Source organism: Bordetella genomosp. 8 (genome assembly GCF_002119685.1).
GTDB lineage: Bacteria > Pseudomonadota > Gammaproteobacteria > Burkholderiales > Burkholderiaceae_B > Bordetella_C.
Map to the genome: position 1 here is coordinate 4,661,288 of NZ_CP021108.1, position 18,266 is coordinate 4,679,553.

General features: G+C 64.4%; 17 protein-coding genes and 1 pseudogene. 9 read left to right on the top strand and 9 right to left on the bottom strand.

What is annotated here, in order from left to right:
• Nucleotides 1-68 precede the first annotated feature (68 nt).
• Complete coding sequence (locus CAL12_RS21135; RefSeq protein WP_086066414.1) at nucleotides 69-1,535, top strand: amidase; 1,467 nt, start codon at nucleotides 69-71, stop codon at nucleotides 1,533-1,535.
• Here CAL12_RS21135 and CAL12_RS21140 read toward each other — a convergent pair.
• The 6 genes from CAL12_RS21140 to CAL12_RS21165 all read right to left on the bottom strand — a co-directional run bounded on the left by CAL12_RS21140 (nucleotide 1,529) and on the right by CAL12_RS21165 (nucleotide 6,905).
• Entirely contained in the window at nucleotides 1,529-2,272 is a 744-nt protein-coding gene (locus CAL12_RS21140) for an amino acid ABC transporter ATP-binding protein (RefSeq protein ID WP_086066415.1), read from the bottom strand. The two genes, CAL12_RS21135 and CAL12_RS21140, sit on opposite strands and share 7 nt — an antisense overlap.
• Nucleotides 2,269-2,919 (bottom strand): amino acid ABC transporter permease, encoded by a 651-nt coding sequence (locus CAL12_RS21145; protein WP_086066416.1) that lies wholly within the window; start codon nucleotides 2,917-2,919, stop codon nucleotides 2,269-2,271. The genes CAL12_RS21140 and CAL12_RS21145 overlap by 4 nt, the downstream gene beginning before the upstream one ends.
• Entirely contained in the window at nucleotides 2,916-3,614 is a 699-nt protein-coding gene (locus tag CAL12_RS21150; protein ID WP_086066417.1) for an amino acid ABC transporter permease, read from the bottom strand. Before CAL12_RS21150 ends, CAL12_RS21145 begins: the two co-directional genes overlap by 4 nt.
• Nucleotides 3,615-3,645: 31 nt before the next feature.
• Nucleotides 3,646-4,494 carry a transporter substrate-binding domain-containing protein gene (locus CAL12_RS21155; protein ID WP_086066418.1) on the bottom strand — a complete coding sequence of 283 codons (849 nt, stop codon included), beginning with the start codon at nucleotides 4,492-4,494 and terminating at the stop codon, nucleotides 3,646-3,648.
• A 75-nt stretch (nucleotides 4,495-4,569) separates the two neighbouring features.
• Complete coding sequence (locus CAL12_RS21160; RefSeq protein WP_086066419.1) at nucleotides 4,570-6,084, bottom strand: ABC transporter substrate-binding protein; 1,515 nt, start codon at nucleotides 6,082-6,084, stop codon at nucleotides 4,570-4,572.
• 140 nt (nucleotides 6,085-6,224) lie between these two features.
• On the bottom strand, nucleotides 6,225-6,905 hold the full coding sequence (locus tag CAL12_RS21165) for a GntR family transcriptional regulator (RefSeq protein WP_086066420.1): 681 nt from the start codon (nucleotides 6,903-6,905) through the stop codon (nucleotides 6,225-6,227).
• A gap of 134 nt (nucleotides 6,906-7,039) precedes the next feature.
• On the opposite strand from CAL12_RS21165, the gene CAL12_RS21170 reads away from it, so the two are divergent.
• The 4 genes and pseudogenes from CAL12_RS21170 (at nucleotide 7,040) to CAL12_RS21185 (ending at nucleotide 9,471) form a co-directional block, all read left to right on the top strand.
• Nucleotides 7,040-7,369 carry an ArsR/SmtB family transcription factor gene (locus tag CAL12_RS21170; protein WP_086066421.1) on the top strand — a complete coding sequence of 110 codons (330 nt, stop codon included), beginning with the start codon at nucleotides 7,040-7,042 and terminating at the stop codon, nucleotides 7,367-7,369.
• A gap of 57 nt (nucleotides 7,370-7,426) precedes the next feature.
• Complete coding sequence (locus CAL12_RS21175; protein WP_086066422.1) at nucleotides 7,427-7,915, top strand: arsenate reductase ArsC; 489 nt, start codon at nucleotides 7,427-7,429, stop codon at nucleotides 7,913-7,915.
• A gap of 48 nt (nucleotides 7,916-7,963) precedes the next feature.
• A pseudogene (locus CAL12_RS21180) lies at nucleotides 7,964-8,272 on the top strand (arsenical resistance protein ArsH); the annotation flags it as partial.
• Nucleotides 8,263-9,471, top strand: a complete 1,209-nt coding sequence (locus tag CAL12_RS21185; RefSeq protein WP_086068028.1) for an MFS transporter — start codon at nucleotides 8,263-8,265, stop codon at nucleotides 9,469-9,471. The pseudogene CAL12_RS21180 and the gene CAL12_RS21185, both read left to right, overlap by 10 nt.
• Nucleotides 9,472-9,496: 25 nt before the next feature.
• Here the strand turns inward: CAL12_RS21185 and CAL12_RS21190 are convergent, their stop codons facing one another.
• From CAL12_RS21190 to CAL12_RS21200, 3 genes are read right to left on the bottom strand one after another with little or no spacing between them, the layout of a single operon-like run.
• Nucleotides 9,497-10,876, bottom strand: a complete 1,380-nt coding sequence (locus tag CAL12_RS21190; RefSeq protein WP_086066423.1) for a c-type cytochrome — start codon at nucleotides 10,874-10,876, stop codon at nucleotides 9,497-9,499.
• 34 nt (nucleotides 10,877-10,910) lie between these two features.
• On the bottom strand, nucleotides 10,911-13,172 hold the full coding sequence (locus CAL12_RS21195; protein WP_232464588.1) for a xanthine dehydrogenase family protein molybdopterin-binding subunit: 2,262 nt from the start codon (nucleotides 13,170-13,172) through the stop codon (nucleotides 10,911-10,913).
• On the bottom strand, nucleotides 13,169-13,639 hold the full coding sequence (locus CAL12_RS21200; RefSeq protein ID WP_086066424.1) for a (2Fe-2S)-binding protein: 471 nt from the start codon (nucleotides 13,637-13,639) through the stop codon (nucleotides 13,169-13,171). Before CAL12_RS21200 ends, CAL12_RS21195 begins: the two co-directional genes overlap by 4 nt.
• A 247-nt stretch (nucleotides 13,640-13,886) precedes the next feature.
• Here CAL12_RS21200 and CAL12_RS21205 point away from each other — a divergent pair, with 247 nt between their 5' ends.
• The 4 genes from CAL12_RS21205 (at nucleotide 13,887) to CAL12_RS21220 (ending at nucleotide 18,264) form a co-directional block, all read left to right on the top strand.
• On the top strand, nucleotides 13,887-15,035 hold the full coding sequence (locus CAL12_RS21205; protein ID WP_086066425.1) for an NAD(P) transhydrogenase subunit alpha: 1,149 nt from the start codon (nucleotides 13,887-13,889) through the stop codon (nucleotides 15,033-15,035).
• The gene (locus CAL12_RS21210; protein WP_086066426.1) at nucleotides 15,032-15,340 is read left to right on the top strand and encodes an NAD(P) transhydrogenase subunit alpha; all 309 of its coding nucleotides are present in this window, start codon (nucleotides 15,032-15,034) and stop codon (nucleotides 15,338-15,340) included. Before CAL12_RS21205 ends, CAL12_RS21210 begins: the two co-directional genes overlap by 4 nt.
• A 2-nt stretch (nucleotides 15,341-15,342) precedes the next feature.
• Entirely contained in the window at nucleotides 15,343-16,761 is a 1,419-nt protein-coding gene (locus CAL12_RS21215; RefSeq protein ID WP_086066427.1) for an NAD(P)(+) transhydrogenase (Re/Si-specific) subunit beta, read from the top strand.
• 111 nt (nucleotides 16,762-16,872) lie between these two features.
• On the top strand, nucleotides 16,873-18,264 hold the full coding sequence (locus CAL12_RS21220; RefSeq protein ID WP_086066428.1) for an NAD-dependent succinate-semialdehyde dehydrogenase: 1,392 nt from the start codon (nucleotides 16,873-16,875) through the stop codon (nucleotides 18,262-18,264).
• Nucleotides 18,265-18,266: the final 2 nt, after the last annotated feature.

Sequence of the window (18,266 nt, forward strand, 5' to 3'; positions counted from 1 at the left end):
TTTGACACAATGCAAAGATGGCCCACGCTCTACTGGCGGCCTGACCTACCCCGAAACTGAGGATCAGAATGAGCAAGCCGACCGGCGACAAGCGTCCTGGCAATGAAATCGTCGACCTGTCGGCCATCGAGCTGTCCGCCGCCATACACCGGCGCGCCGTATCCTGCATCGAGGTGATGGCGGCCTACCTGTCGCAGATCGATCGCATCAACCCGCGCGTCAATGCGATCGTGGGAAGGATGGACGCCGAACAGGCGTTGCGAGTCGCGGCGGACGCGGATGCCGAGCTCGCAAAAGGCCGCAGCCGTGGCTGGATGCACGGATTTCCCCAGGCCCCTAAAGACACCGCGTCGGTCGCGGGCATGGTGTCGACGCGTGGCTCGCGCATCTACCGCGATGCCGTGACGCAGGTCGACGGCCTTGCCATCAGCCGCATGCGCGCGGCGGGATCCATCTTCATCGGGCGCACGAACGCGCCGGAATTCGGATTGGGCTCGCATACGTACAACGCGGTTTACGGCGCCACGGGCAATGCCTACGACCCGTCGCGCTGCGCGGGCGGAAGCAGTGGCGGCGCCGCGGTTGCGCTCGCCACGCATATGCTGCCGGTGGCCGACGGTGGCGACATGATGGGATCCCTGCGCAATCCGGCGGGCTACAACAATGTGTTCGGCATGCGGCCGTCCTTCGGGCGTGTTCCCGGCGCGCCCGCCGATGACGTCTTTTTCGACCAGTTGAGCACTAGCGGCCCGATGGCGCGATCGGTTGCGGAGCTGTCCATGCTGCTTTCGATCCAGGCGGGCGCGGACCCCAGGGCGCCGTTCTCCATACGACAGGACCCGAGCGTATTCACCCAACCCCTGCACCGCGACTGCCAAGGACTGCGCATAGGCTGGCTGGGCGATTTCGATGGCTATCTGGCTACCGAGCCCGGCGTCCTGGACCTGTGCGAACGTGCGCTGGGCACCTTGCGCGACATCGGCTGCTCCGTGGAGGCGGCACGCGTCGATTTTGCAATGGACAGGCTGTGGAAGGCATGGACGACGCTGCGCAGCTACCAGATCGCCGGTGAGCGCCGCCAGGATTACGATCACGCCGCGCATCGTGATTTGCTCAAGCCCGAGATGATATGGGAGGTCGAATCCGGCCGGGCATTGTCGGCTGCCGACGTCTACGATGCCACGGTCGCGCGCAGCGCCTGGTTCCAGCAATTCACCCGCCTGTTCGATACCTATGATTTCCTGGTCCTGCCCACGGCGCAGGTCTTTCCGTTCGACATCGCCAGCGATTGGCCGCACAGCATCGATGGCAGGACCATGGACACCTACCACCGCTGGATGGAGGTCGTCATTCCGGTCTCCATGGCCGGCGTGCCTGCCTTGAATGTCCCTGCTGGATTTTCCGCCACCGGCCTGCCGATGGGCCTGCAATTGATCGGCCCGCCCCTGGGCGACATGGCGGTGCTCCAGTTGGGGCATGCGTACGAACAGGCTTGCCCGCACGTGCGCGTCGGGAGCCCGCTGCTGGATCAGTGATCGAGTACGCGATGCAGGAACTGCTGCGTACGGGCGTTTTGCGGATGCGTAAAGATCTGCTCAGGAACGCCCTGCTCCACAATCAATCCGCGGTCCATGAACACAACGCGGTCCGCGGTCTTGCGGGCAAATCCCATTTCGTGAGTGACGACCACCATCGTCATCCCATCCCGGGCTAGCGCTCGCATCACCTCGGTAACCTCGCCCACCAGTTCGGGATCCAGCGCGGATGTCGCTTCATCGAAGAACATGATGCCCGGCTCCATCGCGAGCGCTCGTGCTATCGCCACTCTTTGTTGCTGCCCGCCCGACAGTTGGCTTGGATAATGCAACGCACGGTCCGCCAGGCCCACGCGCGAAAGTACGTCCATGGCTCTCGTGCGCGCCTCATCCGGCCGCATCTTCCGGACCTTTATCAATGCCAGCGTGACGTTTCCCAAGGCGGTTTTGTGCGGGAACAGGTTGAACTGCTGAAACACCATACCTACCTGGCCGCGGATTTCCGCGGCGCGCCGGGACTCATGCATGGGTATCGAGTTGACCCAGACCTGGCCGGCATCCGCCCGTTCCAGGCCGCTCATGATGCGCAACACGGTACTCTTTCCGGAGCCCGACGCGCCTATCAGTACCAGCACCTCACCGGTATGGACATGCAGGTCGATGGATTTCAAGACCTGGGTAGCGCCGAAGGACTTGCTCACACCGCGGAGCTCAATCATCGACTCAGCGGTGCTCATGACAGCACGCTCCTTCTGGAATCGTGGCGGCGCACCCAGCGCGACAGTGGATAGCACACGGCAAAGTAGATCACGGCCACCATGGCGTAAATCCCGGCGGGGCGGCCGATCCGGTCGACAATCGCCTGCCCCTGGTGCATCAATTCACCCATGCCGATCATGCTCACGATGGAGGTATTCTTGATCAGGCCGATGTATTGCCCGACCAGCGGGGGCAAAACAATCTTGCCGGTCTGCGGCAGGATCACGGAGAAGAATGTCTGGAGCCGGCTCAAGCCCAATATCTGCGACGCTTCCCATTGGCCTTTCGGCACGGCTTCTATTCCAGCGCGGAACACCTCCGCTATAGAGGCGCCCTCGTAGATACTCAACCCGATCACCCCCGCGGCGAAAAGGTCGATGGCGTAGCCGAAGTAAGACACGCCAAAATAGATGAGCATCAGGGTGATCAGTGCCGGGCTGCCGCGGAACAGCTCTACATAGATCCTGGCGGCGACAGAAGTGCCCCAGGGCCCGAAAGTACGCAGCAGCGCGGCGAGCAGTCCGAGCAGCGTGCCGCCGACACCGGAAGCAAGCGCCAGAAGCAGCGTAATCATGAAGCCATGCAGCAGGACCGGCAGGCTGGCGGTCAGAATCTGGAGATTCAAGCTATCCTCTCCAGGAGTCGCGATGACCGCGGCGTCACGACCGGCGGTTGAAATACCTTGGTGCCGATATAGGCAGCCGCGAGCGATATCGCGTTGCTCATGATGAGGTATCCGAGCAGTGTCATTGCGAAGGTTTGCACATAGAGCAGTGTTCGGGAGTTGATTACGCTGGCCACTCCAGTCAACTCCGGCAAGGCTATCGCCGATAACAAGGACGTACCCAGCAGCACATGGATCAGGTTGTTGACGATGGCGGGATAGACGGCGCGGGCAGCCTGGGGCAGCACGACATGCAGAAAAACCTGCGCGCGCCCCAGGCCGAGAATCGAAGCAGCCTCCAACTGCCCACGCGGCACGGACGCCATGCCGGCCCGGAATATCTCGGCCAGGAACCCTCCCGCATTCAAGCCCAGGGCAATTACGCCTGCCGTGTATGCGTCGAGCTTTACGCCCAGCGACGGCAAGCCAAAAAACACGATGAAGATCTGCAGCAGCATGGGTGTGTTGCGCATCAGCTCTATATAGCCGGCGGCGATCGACGCGAGCAGCCTGGACCGGGAGCCGGCGGCGGCGGCCGCCAACAGGCCAAAACCCACACCCAGCCCAAAAGCCAGGACGGTGACCTGCAAGGTCAGCAGAATCGCGGCATAGAACTCGCCCGCGTAGCTCGCGAGCGCTATCCACTGGTAACTCATCGTTGGCTTCCCGTATGACGACCCTGGGAAATCAGTACTGCGGATTCAGTGCGAAGCGGGGAGGAACGCCAAACCACTTTTCATACAGTTTCGCGTTCACCTTCGACTGGCTGATTTCGAACAGGAACTCGTTCAGATAGTTGAGCCATACCTGGTCGCCCTGCCGGAGCCCGAAACCGTTGTATTGCAGCGGCACGGGCGCTTCGTCGGTGACGATCAGCTCCGGATTCAACTTCGCCTGATACACCAGGAAATTGGTATCTTCGAGCATCGCATCGGCCTGCCCTTGCTTGACCGCCAGGATCGCGCCCAGCGAATTGTCGTACTCCTGGATCTTCATCCCCATGTTCAGGGAACGCACCTCATCGCCATTGGTTGAACCTTTCACGGTAGCGATGCTGTGGCTGCGCATGTCTTGCAAGGACTTGATGCCGCTATCCTTTCTGACGATCAAGGATTGGCCCGCGACGACATAGGGGTCGGTGAAGGCGACTTCCTTGGCACGCTCCAGATTGCGCGTGAAGTTGCAGATCACCACATCGACTTTCCCGGTCTGGATATTCAGTATGCGGTCCGCGCCCTTGATGTTGATGACTTCCAGCTTCACGCCCATCCGCTTGGCCAACTCCTTCGCGAGGTCGACGTCGTAGCCATCGGCCGCTCCGCTCTGGTCGTAGAAGCCGAATGGCGCCGATGACAGGCACGAACCCACACGCAGAACACCGCGTTGCAACACTGCCTTCAGGGAGGATTCGGCTACCGAGGTTCTTTCGGCCGGGCTGGACGCATTCGGCGCGGTTCCGGGCACATCGACCTTGGTGCAGCCGGCCAGGATAAGAAAACCAAGCCCCGCGCACAGCCGCAGGCCTTTTACGATCATGAGAGTGTTCAAGATTGCTCGATTGTCAGTTGGCAAATTGAGACGATTGTCCGCCGGCGGGCTGTCGCCAACACGTCATTGCTGCGCGAACGAAACGCCTTTCAAATGGATAAGGCCGTCCGGATGGGGAACGAAGCCCTGGACTTTGCGTTGCAGCGCAAACGGCGACGGCGGGTAGTACAGGAATATGTCGACCACGTCCTTGTGCGTGATGGCCTGGATCTGCTCATACATGTCCTTGCGCTTCGCCTCGTCGGTGGTCTGGCGCGCGTCGTGCAGCAGCTTGTCGACTTCCGGGTTGCAGTATTCGCCATCGTTCACCTGCCCCTTGCATGAGATGAACGCAAAGACATTGCCATCCGGATCCGAGCGTCCCGACCAGTTGCGCATGCCCACTTCGAAATTGCCCGCGCGCATCTGATGCAGCATGGCCGCATAGTCTGTGGGGCGCAGGCTCAATTCGATGCCGGCCTCGCGCGCCATGGCCTGGATCATCTCGGCCATGGCGGCCGCCGTCGTATTGTTGCCGAACAGCAGTTCAGCCTTCACGGAGGTCTTGCCGGCTTCTTTCAGCAATGCCTTGGCCTTCGCGACGTCGCGTTTCTCGACGGGAAATTTGGCGCTGTGATACGGGCTGGCAGGCGGGAACGGCTGGCTGGCCGGCTCGAAGATTCCGCCGCCGACAACCTGGTTGATCGCGTCGCGGTCTATCGCCAGATCCAGCGCTTTCCTGACGCGAGGATCGACGAACGGATTCGTCTTGGCGCGGTCGCCGTTATTGATATTGAAGTAGAGCTCCTGGAATCCCAGGCCGGCGATATTGGCGAAGCGCAGATGGCTGTCTTTCTGCACGTCGGCGGCGTCGGATGGGCTGAGGCGCTCCAGCATGTCCAGGCTGCCCGCGCGCAGGTTCTGCAGCCTCACCGTGGTATCTGGAATCGGCAGATACACGACGCGCTTGAAGTGGTAGTCCTTCGCGTCGTAGTACTTGTCGAAGCGCTCCAGCACCACGCGATCGTTCTGCACGCGTTCGACGAACTTGAACGGGCCGGAACATATGGGCTTGCGCCCTACCTTTTCTTCGTCCTGAGGATCGAAGCTGGCGGGCGACATCATCATGCCCGCCCGGTCGCCGAGCTGGGTGAGCAAGGTGGCGTCGGGATACTTCAGCCTGATCACCAGCGTTTGCGGATCGGGGGCTTCGACCTTGTCGATCGATATCACCTCCCCCTTGCGGTAGCTTTCCTTGATGGTGCGCTCGCGGTCCAGGTTGGCCTTGGCGGCCGCGGCATCGAACTTCGTTTCGTCATGGAACAGCACGTCGGTGCGCAGCTTCATGGTCAGCACCGTGTTGTCGGCGCTCCAGCTCCACGACGTGGCCAGCTGCGGGACGATGTGCAATTGCGGGTCGATATCGACGAGCTTGTCGCACAGGGAGGCAAGAACGATCCGGCCGACGAAGGTACGCCCACGGTGGGGGTCCAGCACATCCGGGTCTTCTTGCAGGCCAATACGCATTTCCTGGGCGACCGCGGACGCCGCGGCCAGCGCCAATAGCGCCGCGGCGACGCTCCGAAACAGCTTATTCATGATCCGCCTTGTCGTATTTTTAGATATCGTATACGTATACGATTTATAGACTCTACTCAGCGGGTGGGTGCAGCGTCAAGAAAATCGGGGCTGGGAATTACCCGAGGGGGTGGCCTGGCGTTGCATGCGCTCAGGCGAAATTACGCAGCGGGACTGCGCTTGGGCAGGCTGCCAAGCAGCGACTGCGCGGCCTGCTGGATATGCGCCTTGATCAGTTCGGAGGCCAACTCGGCGTTCCGGTTGCGGCATGCCTGCAAAATTTCGCGATGCTCATGGTCCGCGAGGCCCTTGCCGCCCGACAGCGTGAGTTGCAGGCGTAGATAGCGTTCGATCCTGTCGTTCACCGATCGAATCAGGCTCAACAGGAAGGGAGACGCCGCATCGGTGTACAGGCAGGAATGAAACTCCCAGTTGAGCTCGGCCCACCGCGCAACGTCGAGTTCGTTCGCGAACTGGTCGCACAACTGCTCCGCCCGCTCGAACGTCTGCTCCGTCATGTGCGGGATCGACAGCTTGATGGCGTTGGATTCCAGGATCGCCCGAACCATGAAGATCTCGGCGATCTCGGGTTCGGACATGCTGGTCACCACGGCGCCGCGATGGCGCTGGAATTCCACCAGGCCCTCGGCTTCCAGGCGCTTGAGCGCCTCCCGGACGGGGATCTTGCTGACGTTGAACAGCTTGGCGACGTCGTCCTGTCGTATCGGTTCCCCTTCGTCCAACGTGCCACTGGTGATCGCTTCGCGCAGATGCTTGGCGATGATGTCGGAAGAATTCGGCGGGGCCCCGAGGTTGGGGAGATTGGATAGTTGGAGCGCCAAGAGATATTGTCCGTCGGGCAATGGGGCGGGGTGCGGCCGATTGTAGCCGGGGGTGCCGAAAGACTTGCCACGGGCGGGCAGGCGCCCTTATGATTCAAGAATAATTGAATTATTGAATAGTTATGCCTGAAGTTATGACTGAAGACAAGGCCGTATGCGCCCTCGCCGCCTTGGCCCATGCGCAACGCCTGCAGGTGTTCCGCCTGTTGGTCGTGGCAGGCCCGGAAGGGCTGACGCCCAGCGTCATGGCCGATCGGTTGGGGGTGGCGCGCAATGCCCTGTCATTTCACTTGAAAGAGCTTGCGCACGCCGGGCTGACCAGCGTCGAACAGCAGGGCCGCAACCTGATATACCGCGCCAATTACTTGCATATGAACGACCTGCTGGGCTACCTGACCGAGCATTGCTGCCAAGGCGTGGCGTGCGACGTTGACGCCAGTGGGGCTGCCTGCGCCGCCTGTTGAGGCGCGCCATGCGGCATCCATGCCGCAACGTCATCCACAGTCCACCGAGCCCGCCCCATGACCGCCACCTATAACGCGCTGTTTGTCTGCACTGGAAATTCCGCCCGCTCCATCCTCGCCGAAGGCCTGCTCAATGGATTGGGCGGGGATCGCTTCACCGCCTATTCGGCTGGCAGCCACCCCAGGGGCCAGGTCCATCCCCTGGCGCTGGCGACGCTGGAACGCCTGGGCATGCCCGCCAGCGGCTATCGCAGCAAGAGCTGGGATGAATTCGCTCGCCCGGATGCACCGCGCCTGGATTTCATCTTCACGGTGTGCGACAACGCCGCGGGAGAGGTCTGCCCCTTGTGGCCCGGCAGGCCGATGTCGGCGCATTGGGGCGTGCCCGATCCTGCCGCCGTGGAGGGCGACGACGCGCAACGAAAAGCCTTCCACACCGCGGCATTGACGCTGAAGCGCAGGATCGAGCTTTTTCTGGCGCTGCCGGTCGCGCAGCTGGACGCCATGTCATTGGGGCATGAATTGCGAAGCATAGGCAAGGCATGAAGACGAGAACCGCGACCGAAATGAATGCCCAGGTCGCCAGCGACAGGGAGTGGCGGATCGCAGTCCTTCAACGCCGTGAACCAGTTGCGGGTGCTGGGGCGATGGATGCGCATGCTGACCATCCCCAATCAGTCATCCGTGCCCAAGGCATTCCTGGAATTCGACGACGCGGGACGCATGAAAGCATCGAGCCATTACGACCGGGTGGTCGACGTCATGGAAGAACTGTTCAAGTTCACATTGCTAACGCGCGACGTCAGCGATTACCTTGTGGATCGCTATAGCGAAAGAAAGGAAAGCGCCGAGCAACTATCGCGGCGCGTCAGCCAGCAATCCATTTGGACATCATGCGCCTGACCCATCGCACCAGCGTCGTCGCGGCGCTCGGCACCACGCAAACCCTGGCCTGGGCCTCGTCGTACTACCTGCCGGCCATGCTCAGCGCGCCCATGGCTCGCGACCTGGGCGTCGAAGTGCCGACCATCTTCGCGGCGTTCTCCTTCGCGCTACTGATTTCGGCCCTGCTGGGGCCTTACTCCGGGCGGGCCATCGATCGCTGGGGTGGGCGGCCGGTGCTGATGGCGACCAATGTGATCTTCGCCCTGGGCCTGGCGTGGATGGGAAGCGTCGACAGCGCCGCGGGCCTGTTCGCGGCATGGGCGGTGATGGGCATAGGCATGGGCAGCGGCCTGTATGAAGCCGCGTTCTCTTCACTGGTCCGCCTGTATGGGCACGGGTCGCGGGGCGCGATCTCGGGCATCACGCTGATCGCCGGCTTCGCCAGCACGGTAGGTTGGCCACTGACCAGCTATCTGCAGGTCGAATTCGGTTGGCGCGAAGCCTGCTACGTGTGGGCGGCGCTGCATCTCGCGTTGGCCTTGCCGCTGAACTACCTGCTGCCGTCTCCCGACCCTGCCCCGGCTTCCGAGCCCAGCCACACCCGCGGCGATGACGCGACGGCGGGCAGGACGACCTGGGCGTCCATCGTGCTGGCCGCGGTGTTCGCCATTACCTGGTTCATCAGCACGGCGCTGGCCGCGCACCTGCCGCGCCTGCTCATGGCCGGGGGCGCCACGCTGGCCATCGCGGTCGCGGCCGGATCCTTGATGGGACCCGCCCAGGTCGGCGCCCGACTGTTGGAATTCGGCCTGTTGCGGCGCGTGCATCCCCTGCTATCCGCCCGACTGGCGACGACGGCTCACCCCATCGGTGCCCTGCTGATGCTGGTTTTCGGGGCGCCGCTGGCGTCGGTCTTCGTCGTGCTGCACGGCGCCGGCAACGGCATCCTGACCATCGCCAAGGGCACACTGCCCCTGGTGCTGTTCGGATCCCAGGGCTACGGCGCGCGGCAGGGTATGTTGATGGTGCCCGCGCGGATCACGCAGGCGCTGGCGCCCTGGCTGTTCGGCCTGTGCCTGGACCAGTGGGGCGCCGGCGCGCTATGGGTGTCCACCGCGCTGAGCCTGCTCGCCTTTGGCGCCCTGCTTTCCCTGCGTCCGGCCACCAGCCTCGATCCGGCGGCTGCGCCGGTTGACGCCGCCAGCTCCCGGCGCTAAAGCGTCGAAGGCACAGCCATCACAATCACCGCATCTGCAGCACGATCACATTGCTGCTGGCCGGGTTGGTGCGGTCGCGCAGGTCCTTGACCGCGTCCGGCTTGACCACCCCACCCTTGTTGCCCCAGGACGTACGCACGAAGGTCAGCACGTCGGCGATTTCCTGGTCGTTCAGCTGGTTGCGGAAGGGCGGCATGCGGTAGGCGTCCGGCACGCCGTTGGCGACGATGCGGCCCGACCCGTTCAAGGTGACGTTGATGCTCGAGGCATCTTCCTTGGCCATCGATGACGCCGACCCCGCCAGGGGCGGTATCCACTCTCCCTGGCCGCGCCCGTCCGCGCCATGGCAGGCGCTGCAACGGGCCATGAATGTCTGCGCACCCGGGATGCGCAGGCGTTCGCCCACGGCCAGCGCCTTGTTCGACGACGGATCGTACTGCCAGGGCGGGCCATCCTGTCCCGGCGCGGCGGGCAAGGACTTCAGATAGTGCGCCACCGCCTTCAAGTCGCCGTCGGTCATGAACTGGGTGGAGTTGTTGATCACATCCGTCATCGAACCGAACACGACCGCGTGCGTATTCCGGCCCTGCTTCAGGAAGCGGAAGACGTCGTCTTCGCTCCAGCGGCCCAGGCCGGTGTTGCCGTCGCCGCGCAGGCTGGGGGCATACCAACCATCCAGCAGCGCGCCGGCCAGGTAGGTGGAACCGCTCTCATCCAGGGACTTCTCGTTGAATGCGAAGCCGCGGGCCGTATGGCAGCTTCCGCAATGGCCCGCGCCCTGCACCAGGTAGGCGCCGCGGTTCCAGAGGGTGGCGTCGTCGGATGCGCCCGCCACGGGCTTGGGCTGGTAGGTGCCTGGTTTGGTGAAGACGGCATTCCACAAGGCCAGCGGCCACCGCATGTTCAGGGGGCTGGGAATCCCGCTGGGCTTGTTTTCCTGATGCGCCGGGTGGACGCCATGCATGAAGTAGGCATACAGCGCCCGCACGTCGTCGTCGCCCAGCTTCACGTAAGACGGATACGGCATGGCTGGATAGAGGCGATGTCCGTCCATGGCGACGCCATGGCGCAGCGCCCGGTCGAAATCCGCCAGGCTGTATGCTCCTATGCCCGTGTCCTTGTCGGGCGTGATGTTCGTCGCGAAGATCGAGCCCAGGGGCGTCGCCATTTCCAGCCCGCCGGCGAACGGCGCGCCATTGGCGGTGCTGTGGCAGGCCACGCAATCGCTGAGCCGGGCCACGTATTCGCCCCGCTGTATCAATTGCGGCGACGCGGTGTCCGCATCCGCCACGCCATCGAAGGCGGACGACGGCTTGCGTGTCACGAACCACGCAAGCGCCGCCGCCACGACCACACAGGCCAGCACGATGCCGGCCAGAACGCGCCCTACCCTGCTTCTTTTCATCTGTTGCACGATCCCGTGATCCGCCTGCTCAGGCTCAAACCTTGAAGGTGTACTTCGACAACGGCATGCTGCGCACGCGCTGGCCGGTCAGTGTGGATACCGCGTTGGCGACCGCCGGCGGGATCGCGGGCAACGGCGGCTCGCCGATGCCTCCCATTTTTTCTCCGCTTTCGACGATTCGCACATGCACGCGCGCCATGCGGCCCGGCGGCAGGATGGGATACAGGTCATAGTTGCGGGCGACCGGCTGGCCATGCTCGTACACGGCCTCCTCCAGCAGCACCTCGGACAGGCCCAGCGCCACCGCGCCGCTGACCTGCGCGTTGACGATGGCCGGGTTCACGATGTTGCCGGGGTCGATCGCTTCCCAGATATCGTGCACCACCACCTGGCCGTCCTTGATCGATACCTCGGCGATCGCGGCGGCCTGCGAGCCGAAAGGCGATGCCATCGCGATGCCACGGGCGCGCCGGGTACCGTCTTCGGCCGTGAACGGCCCCCGCTTCCAGCCGCCGGACAATTCGCCGACCGCCTGCAACAGCCTGGTCAGGCGCGCATTTCCCTGCAACAGATGCATGCGCAGCGCGTAGGGATCCTGCCCGCCCTTGTCGGCCAGTTCGTCCAGGAAGGTTTCGTAGAAGAAATCGTTCATGGAATTGCCCACCGAACGCCAATAACCCAGCGTCATGGGCGTCTTGACATACAGCTGCGCGATGCGGCGATTGGGAATGGCATAGGATTTCCCCGCCAGGCCCTCGACCGCGGCGGGATCGTGCTTGTCGGCACGCTTGTTGGCGATGCCCTCCGTGGGGCCTTCGGTGGCGGTGATCGCCTCGATGGCAACGGGCATGCCGTTCGCGTCCAACCCGCCACGGAAGCGTACGGCGGCCATCGGCCGCGCGACGTCGCGCAGGAATTCTTCCTCGCGGCTCCAGATCAGCTTGATAGGCCGTCCGGTTTCCTTCGCCAGCTGGATCGCCTGCGGATAGGGGCTCGCCGAGTTGTACAGGAAGTGGCGGCCGAAGAATCCGCCCAGCAAGGGCGAATGGATCGTGATCCGCTTGGGATCGAGGCCCGTCTGCTTGACCATGTCGGCCAGGAATATATCGGGCGCCTGATTGGGCAGCCAGACTTCCAGGGTGCCGTCGGAATTGAAACGCGCCAGGGCCGAAGGCGGCTCCAGCTGCGCATGGCGGACATACTGGCTGTGGTAGGTTGCGCTGACGACCGTCTTGGCGTTCTTCAAGGCATCGGCCACATTGCCCTGGGTCTCCGCATCGACGCCGTCACCCGGCTCGCTTGCGAGCCGCTGCTGGAAGGCCTGGGTGGAAAAGTCGGCGGGCATGACGCGCAGCGTCGAATCGGCCGCGGCTTCCCGCCAATCCACCTGCAGCGCCTCGGCCGCGCGCTTGGCGTTCCACCAGCGCTCGGCCACCACGGCCACCGCGCCGGGCAGGCGATGCACCGAGTGCACGCCCTTCATCGCCTTGACCTGGTCTTCGTTGCGCAGGGCGCCCACCGTCATGCCCAGCCGCGGCACGTGCTGGACCGCCGCGTGCAGCATGCCGTCCACCTGGGTGTCGATGGTGTAGATGGCCTTGCCAGTCGACTTGTCGCGGACGTCCAGCCGATCGACGGGCTTGCCTATCCAGCGGAAGCTGGCCGGGTCCCTGAGCTTGACGCTGCCCGGATCGGGCACGGGCAGGTCCATGGCATCGGCGGCAAGCTCGCCATAGGAAATCGACTTGCCCGAGGCCGGATGGACGACCCGGCCGGGCTGCGTGTCGAGCTCGCCCGGGGGAATGTCGAAACGATTGGCGGCGGCCTGGACCAGCATGGCGCGCGCCAGCGCGCCCAGGCGCCGCATGTTCGCATAGCCGAAGCGCACCGAAGAACTGCCGCCGGTGATGCGCCGGCCGCTATCCATGGCGATGTAGTCGCTGCCGGGCGGCGCGTTCTCCACGATGAAGGTCGCCGGATCGGCGTCGAGCTCTTCGCCGACGATCTGCGCCATGGCCGTGAATATGCCCTGCCCGCCTTCGATGAAGGGGCTTTGCAGGCGGATGGTATTGTCAGGCCGTATCTCAAGGAAGGCCGGAACCTTGGTCGCCCGTGCCGGTGTCGCGGCGGCCGCCTGCGCGCGCGCCTCGCCCATGGGCAAACCCATGCCCAGGACGAATGCGCCGGCCGCCGTGCCGGCGGAAGCCAGCAGGAAACGGCGACGCGAGATGTTCGCCGGTTGCGAGGTGGGGAAAACATCCCCCTCGGCGGTGGGATTGGACAGGTTATCCATCATGCCCCCTTCACGGCGCCGGCCGAGCCGCTGGCGAGTTCATGGACCGCGTCGTTGATGGCGTTGTAGGTGCCGCAGCGGCACAGATTGATCATCGCCGCGGCGATCTCGTCGTCGGTCGGATGCGGTACCTGCTTCAACAGGGCCGTCGCCGCCATCACCTGCCCCGACTGGCAGTAGCCGCATTGGGGGACCTGGTGCTTGATCCAGGCCGCGACCACGCGCTGGCCCATGCTGTCGTTCTCGATCGCCTCGATGGTGGTGATCTGCTTGCCCGCCATGCCGGCCACGGGCGTGACACAGGATCGCATGGCCACGCCGTCGACCATCACCGTACAGGCGCCGCATTGCGCCAGGCCGCAGCCATACTTGGTGCCCGTCATGCCCAGCTCGTCGCGTATGACCCAGAGCAAAGGGGTATCCGCATCGGACTCGACCTGATGGGTCTTGCCATTGATTTGAAGTTCCATGGTGTTCCTTGTCTTCAAGTCGATACTTATTGCCCGGCTAGGGACGTGCGACTCCATCAACAGTCGAATTTGACTCCCTGAAGCCTTCAAACTGCTGAACGCGCATGCCATGTCCCGCATGCCTTCCGCATGAGCCGCACAGTACCACCAGATTGATCCAGGTCACGACGCCCGTCCAGACCCACGCCTAAGATTCTTCCACCGATTACGCGACGCATACGCGCGCCGCACGCTGTCGAGGGAGATCATGGCTTTTACGCTGTCCGTCCTGAAGGAGTCGCAGCCCGGCGAGAAGCGCGTGGCGCTGACTCCCGCCGTCGCCACGCGCCTGAAGCGCCTGGGCGCCGACATACGCATAGAGGCCGGCGCCGGCCAGGCGGCGGCGTTTCCGGATGCGGCTTATATGGATGCGCGAGCCGAGACGGACCGTCAGCGCCTGCTGAGCGACGCCGACATCGTGCTGTCGGTGCAACCGCCGTCGCTGGCGAGCATCGCCGCGATGAAGCGCGGTGCCGTCCTCATGTCCTTCATCTATGGCGCCGCGTCCCCCGACGTCGTACGCGTCCTGCGAGACGGCCGCATCACAAGCCTTGCCATGGAACGCATTCCGCGCATCAGCCGGGCGCAGGCGATGGACGCCTTGTCCAGCCAGGCGGCGCTGGCCGGCTACTACGCCCCCTTGCTGGGCGCGGTGCATATGCCGCGCATCCTGCCCATGATGACCACCGCAGTGGGATCCCTGCGCGCCGCCAAGGTCCTGGTGATGGGCCTGGGCGTGGCGGGCCTGCAGGCGCTGGCCACCGCGCACCGGCTCGGCGCGATCACGGAAGGCTATGACGTCCGCCCGGAAACCCGGGAACAGGCAATGTCGCTAGGCGCGAAATTCGTCGACACCGGCGTGGATGCGCGCGGCGAGGGCGGCTACGCGCGCGAATTGACCGCCGACGAACAGACCAAGGTGCAAGCGGCGCTGGACAGGCATATCGCGGACGCGGACCTGATCGTCACCACCGCGTCGGTGCCCGGCAAACGCGCGCCCAGGCTCATCTCCGCCGCGCAGATCGCCGCCATGAAGCCCGGGGCGGTCATCGTCGACCTTGGCGCCGAAAGCGGCGGCAATTGCGAAGGCACGCGGCCGGGCGAAACCGTGGTCGTGGGCCCGGCCACGATACTGGCCCCCCTGAACGTGCCGTCGATGCTGGCGCAGCACGCCAGCGAGCTATATGCCAAGAACCTGCTGAACCTGGTCGAACTGATCGTCCAGGACGGCGTGATCCGGCTCGATTTCGATGACGAGATCGTCGCCGGCACCGTGCTGACCCATGACGGACAGGTGCGCGACGCCGCCGTCCAGGCCCTGCTGACCAAGGACGAGCCCAGGGAGATGACCGCATGACTTCCGCCACCACGCCTGGCGTGCTCATCGCGCTATATATCTTCATGCTGGCAGCCTTTACGGGCTACGAGGTGATCAGCCGGGTCCCCGCCATCCTCCACACACCGCTGATGTCGGGATCGAACTTCATACATGGCATCGTCGTGGTGGGCGCGCTGCACGCCCTGCTGACCGCGACGTCGGCCACGGCCCAGGCCGTCGGCTTCATCGGCGTCGTGCTGGGCGCGGCCAACGCCGCCGGCGGCTACGTCGTTACCGACCGGATGCTTGCAATGTTCCGCGCCAGCGGCCCGAAGAAGGACTGACCATGCCGCTTGCCTACCTGGAAGGACTGGGCGGACTGCTGGCCGCGGGCCTGTTCATCTTCGGACTGAAACGCATGTCCTCGCCGGTGACCGCGCTGTCCGGCATCAAGGCCGCCGGCGCCGGCATGTTGATCGCCGTGGCGTCGGCATTCCTGGTGCTGACGCGCCTGCCGCAGGTCGCCGAATCGCGCCTGCCGACGAATCTGGCCCTGGCGGTGATTGCCCTGGCCCTGGGCGGCGGCTGGGCGCTATGGAGCGGCCGCAAGGTCGCCATGACCGGCATGCCTCAGATGGTCGCCCTGTACAACGGCATGGGCGGGGGCGCCGCCGCCGCGATCGCCGCCGCCGAGATCTTCCGCGGCGCCATGCCCGACACGCTGCTGGCCGGCGCCACCCTGGCCGGCGCCTTGATCGGCTCGGTTTCGTTGACCGGTTCCGTGATCGCCTGGGCCAAGCTGGACGGCAAGATCGACAGGCCCTGGCGCTTTGCCGGGCAGCAGTACGTCAATGCGGCGGTGTTTGTCGCGGCCCTGGTGCTGGGCGGCGCCACGGCGCTTGCGTCGGACGGCGTCCAGGCGACCATGCTGGCCGGCGCGTTCTTCATCGTCGCGCTGGCCTTCGGCGTGCTGATGACCCTGCCGATCGGCGGGGCGGACATGCCCGTGGTCATCTCGCTGTACAACGCCTTCACGGGCCTGGCGGTAGCGCTGGAGGGCTATGCGCTCGCCAACCCGGCGCTGATGATCGCCGGCATGGTGGTCGGATCGGCCGGCACGCTGCTGACGGTCCTGATGGCCAAGGCCATGAACCGCTCGCTGACCAACGTGCTTTTCAGCAACTTCGGCGACGTCGCCGTGTCCACGGACAGCCAGATCGCAGGCCGGATCAAGTCCGTCGAGGCCAGCGACGCGGCTACCGCCATGCGCTACGCCGCCAGCGTCATCATCGTCCCCGGCTACGGGCTTGCCGTGGCCCAGGCGCAGCAGAAGCTCTACGAATTCGTCAAGCAGTTGCAGGCCGCCGGCGTGGATGTGAAGTTCGCCATGCACCCCGTTGCGGGCCGCATGCCCGGGCACATGAACGTGCTGCTGGCGGAGGCCGGCGTGCCCTACGACATCATCTTCGATATGGAAGACATCAATGACGCCTTCGCCTCCACCGATGTGGCGCTGGTGATAGGCGCGAACGACGTGGTCAATCCCGCCGCGCGCACGGACAAGTCGTCGCCCATCTACGGCATGCCCATCCTGGACGTCGACCGCGCACACCAGGTGTATGTCATCAAGCGCGGCCAGGGAAAAGGCTACGCGGGCGTCGAGAACCTGCTGTTTTACGCCGACAACTGCAACATGGTCTACGGGGATGCCCAGGCCGTGCTCACGCAGATGGTGCAGTCGGTGAAGGAGCTGGCGCCCGCCTGACCGGCAGCCGCCATTTTTTTTCGGGCAGTCCCCGCCGCGCCGGGACAGCACGCTCGATCACCGGCGCGGCCCGGCCCAGGCCGGTGTCATCGCTTACTGAGGAACACGGACATGACGTACGCCACCACCAATCCCTACACCGGAGAGGTATTGAAGACTTTCCCCTCCGCCACCAATGAACAGGTGGCGACCGCCATCGACAAGGCACATGCGGCCTTCCTGACGTGGCGTGAGACGCCTCACGGCGAACGCGCGGCTATCCTGCAAAAGGCTGCCGACATCCTGCGCAAGGAATGCAATGCCTACGCCAAGCTGCTGACGCTGGAGATGGGCAAGCTGTACGCCGAAGCCAAGGCGGAAGTCGAACTGTCGGCGAGAATCTTCGAATACTACGTCCACAACGCCGAACGGCTGCTGCAACCGGAAAAGCTGCCGGTGGCGGATCCGGCGGAAGGCGTCGCCATCCTGGTGCACGAACCGCTGGGCGTGCTGCTGGCCATCGAACCCTGGAACTTCCCCTACTACCAGATCGCGCGCATCATCGCGCCTCAATTGTCGGCGGGCAACACCATGCTGCTGAAGCACGCCTCCAACGTGCCGCAAAGCGCCGCGGCTTTCGAGACGCTGATGCGCGAGGCAGGCCTGCCCGATGGCGCATTCACCAATCTGTATGCGACGCGTGACCAGGTCGAAATGATCATCAACGACCCGCGCGTGCACGGCGTCGCGCTGACGGGTTCCGAGGACGCCGGCGCAATCGTCGCCGCCCAGGCCGGCAAGGCCTTGAAGAAGTCGACCATGGAACTGGGGGGTGCCGACGCCTTCGTCGTGCTGGCGGACGCCGACATGGAGAAGACCGTCAAGTGGGCGGTGTTCGGCCGGCACTGGAACGGGGGCCAGGTCTGCGTATCGTCCAAGCGCATGATCATCGTGGACCAGGTCTATGACGAATTCCTGCGCCGCTACCGCGAAGGCGTCGCCGCCTTGAAGGCGGGCGATCCTTTCGACGCCGCTACCACGCTGGCGCCGCTGTCCTCCCAGGCCGCCGCCGATGACCTCAAGGAAAAAATCCGCTTGGCCGTGGCGCACGGCGCCAAGGCGGAACAGGTGGGGCCACCCGTACCGGAACAAGGCGCTTTCGTGCAGCCCACCATCCTGACCGGAATCGGCCCGGAAAACCCGGCGCGCCATTGGGAGTTCTTCGGCCCGGTATCCATGCTGTTTCGCGCCAGGGACGAGGCCGACGCGGTGCGCATCGCCAACGACTCGCCTTTCGGCCTGGGCGGTTCGGTATTCACCGCCGACACCGGGCGCGGCGCCGAGGTCGCCCGGCAGATCTCCACCGGCATGGTGTTCGTCAATCATCCGACCAAGGTGGAAGCCGATCTGCCGTTCGGAGGCATCCGCCGCTCCGGCTACGGCCGTGAACTGCTTGGGCTGGGGCTCAAGGAGTTCGTCAACCACAAACTGATCGACGTCGTCGATATCGACGCACGTTTCTGACA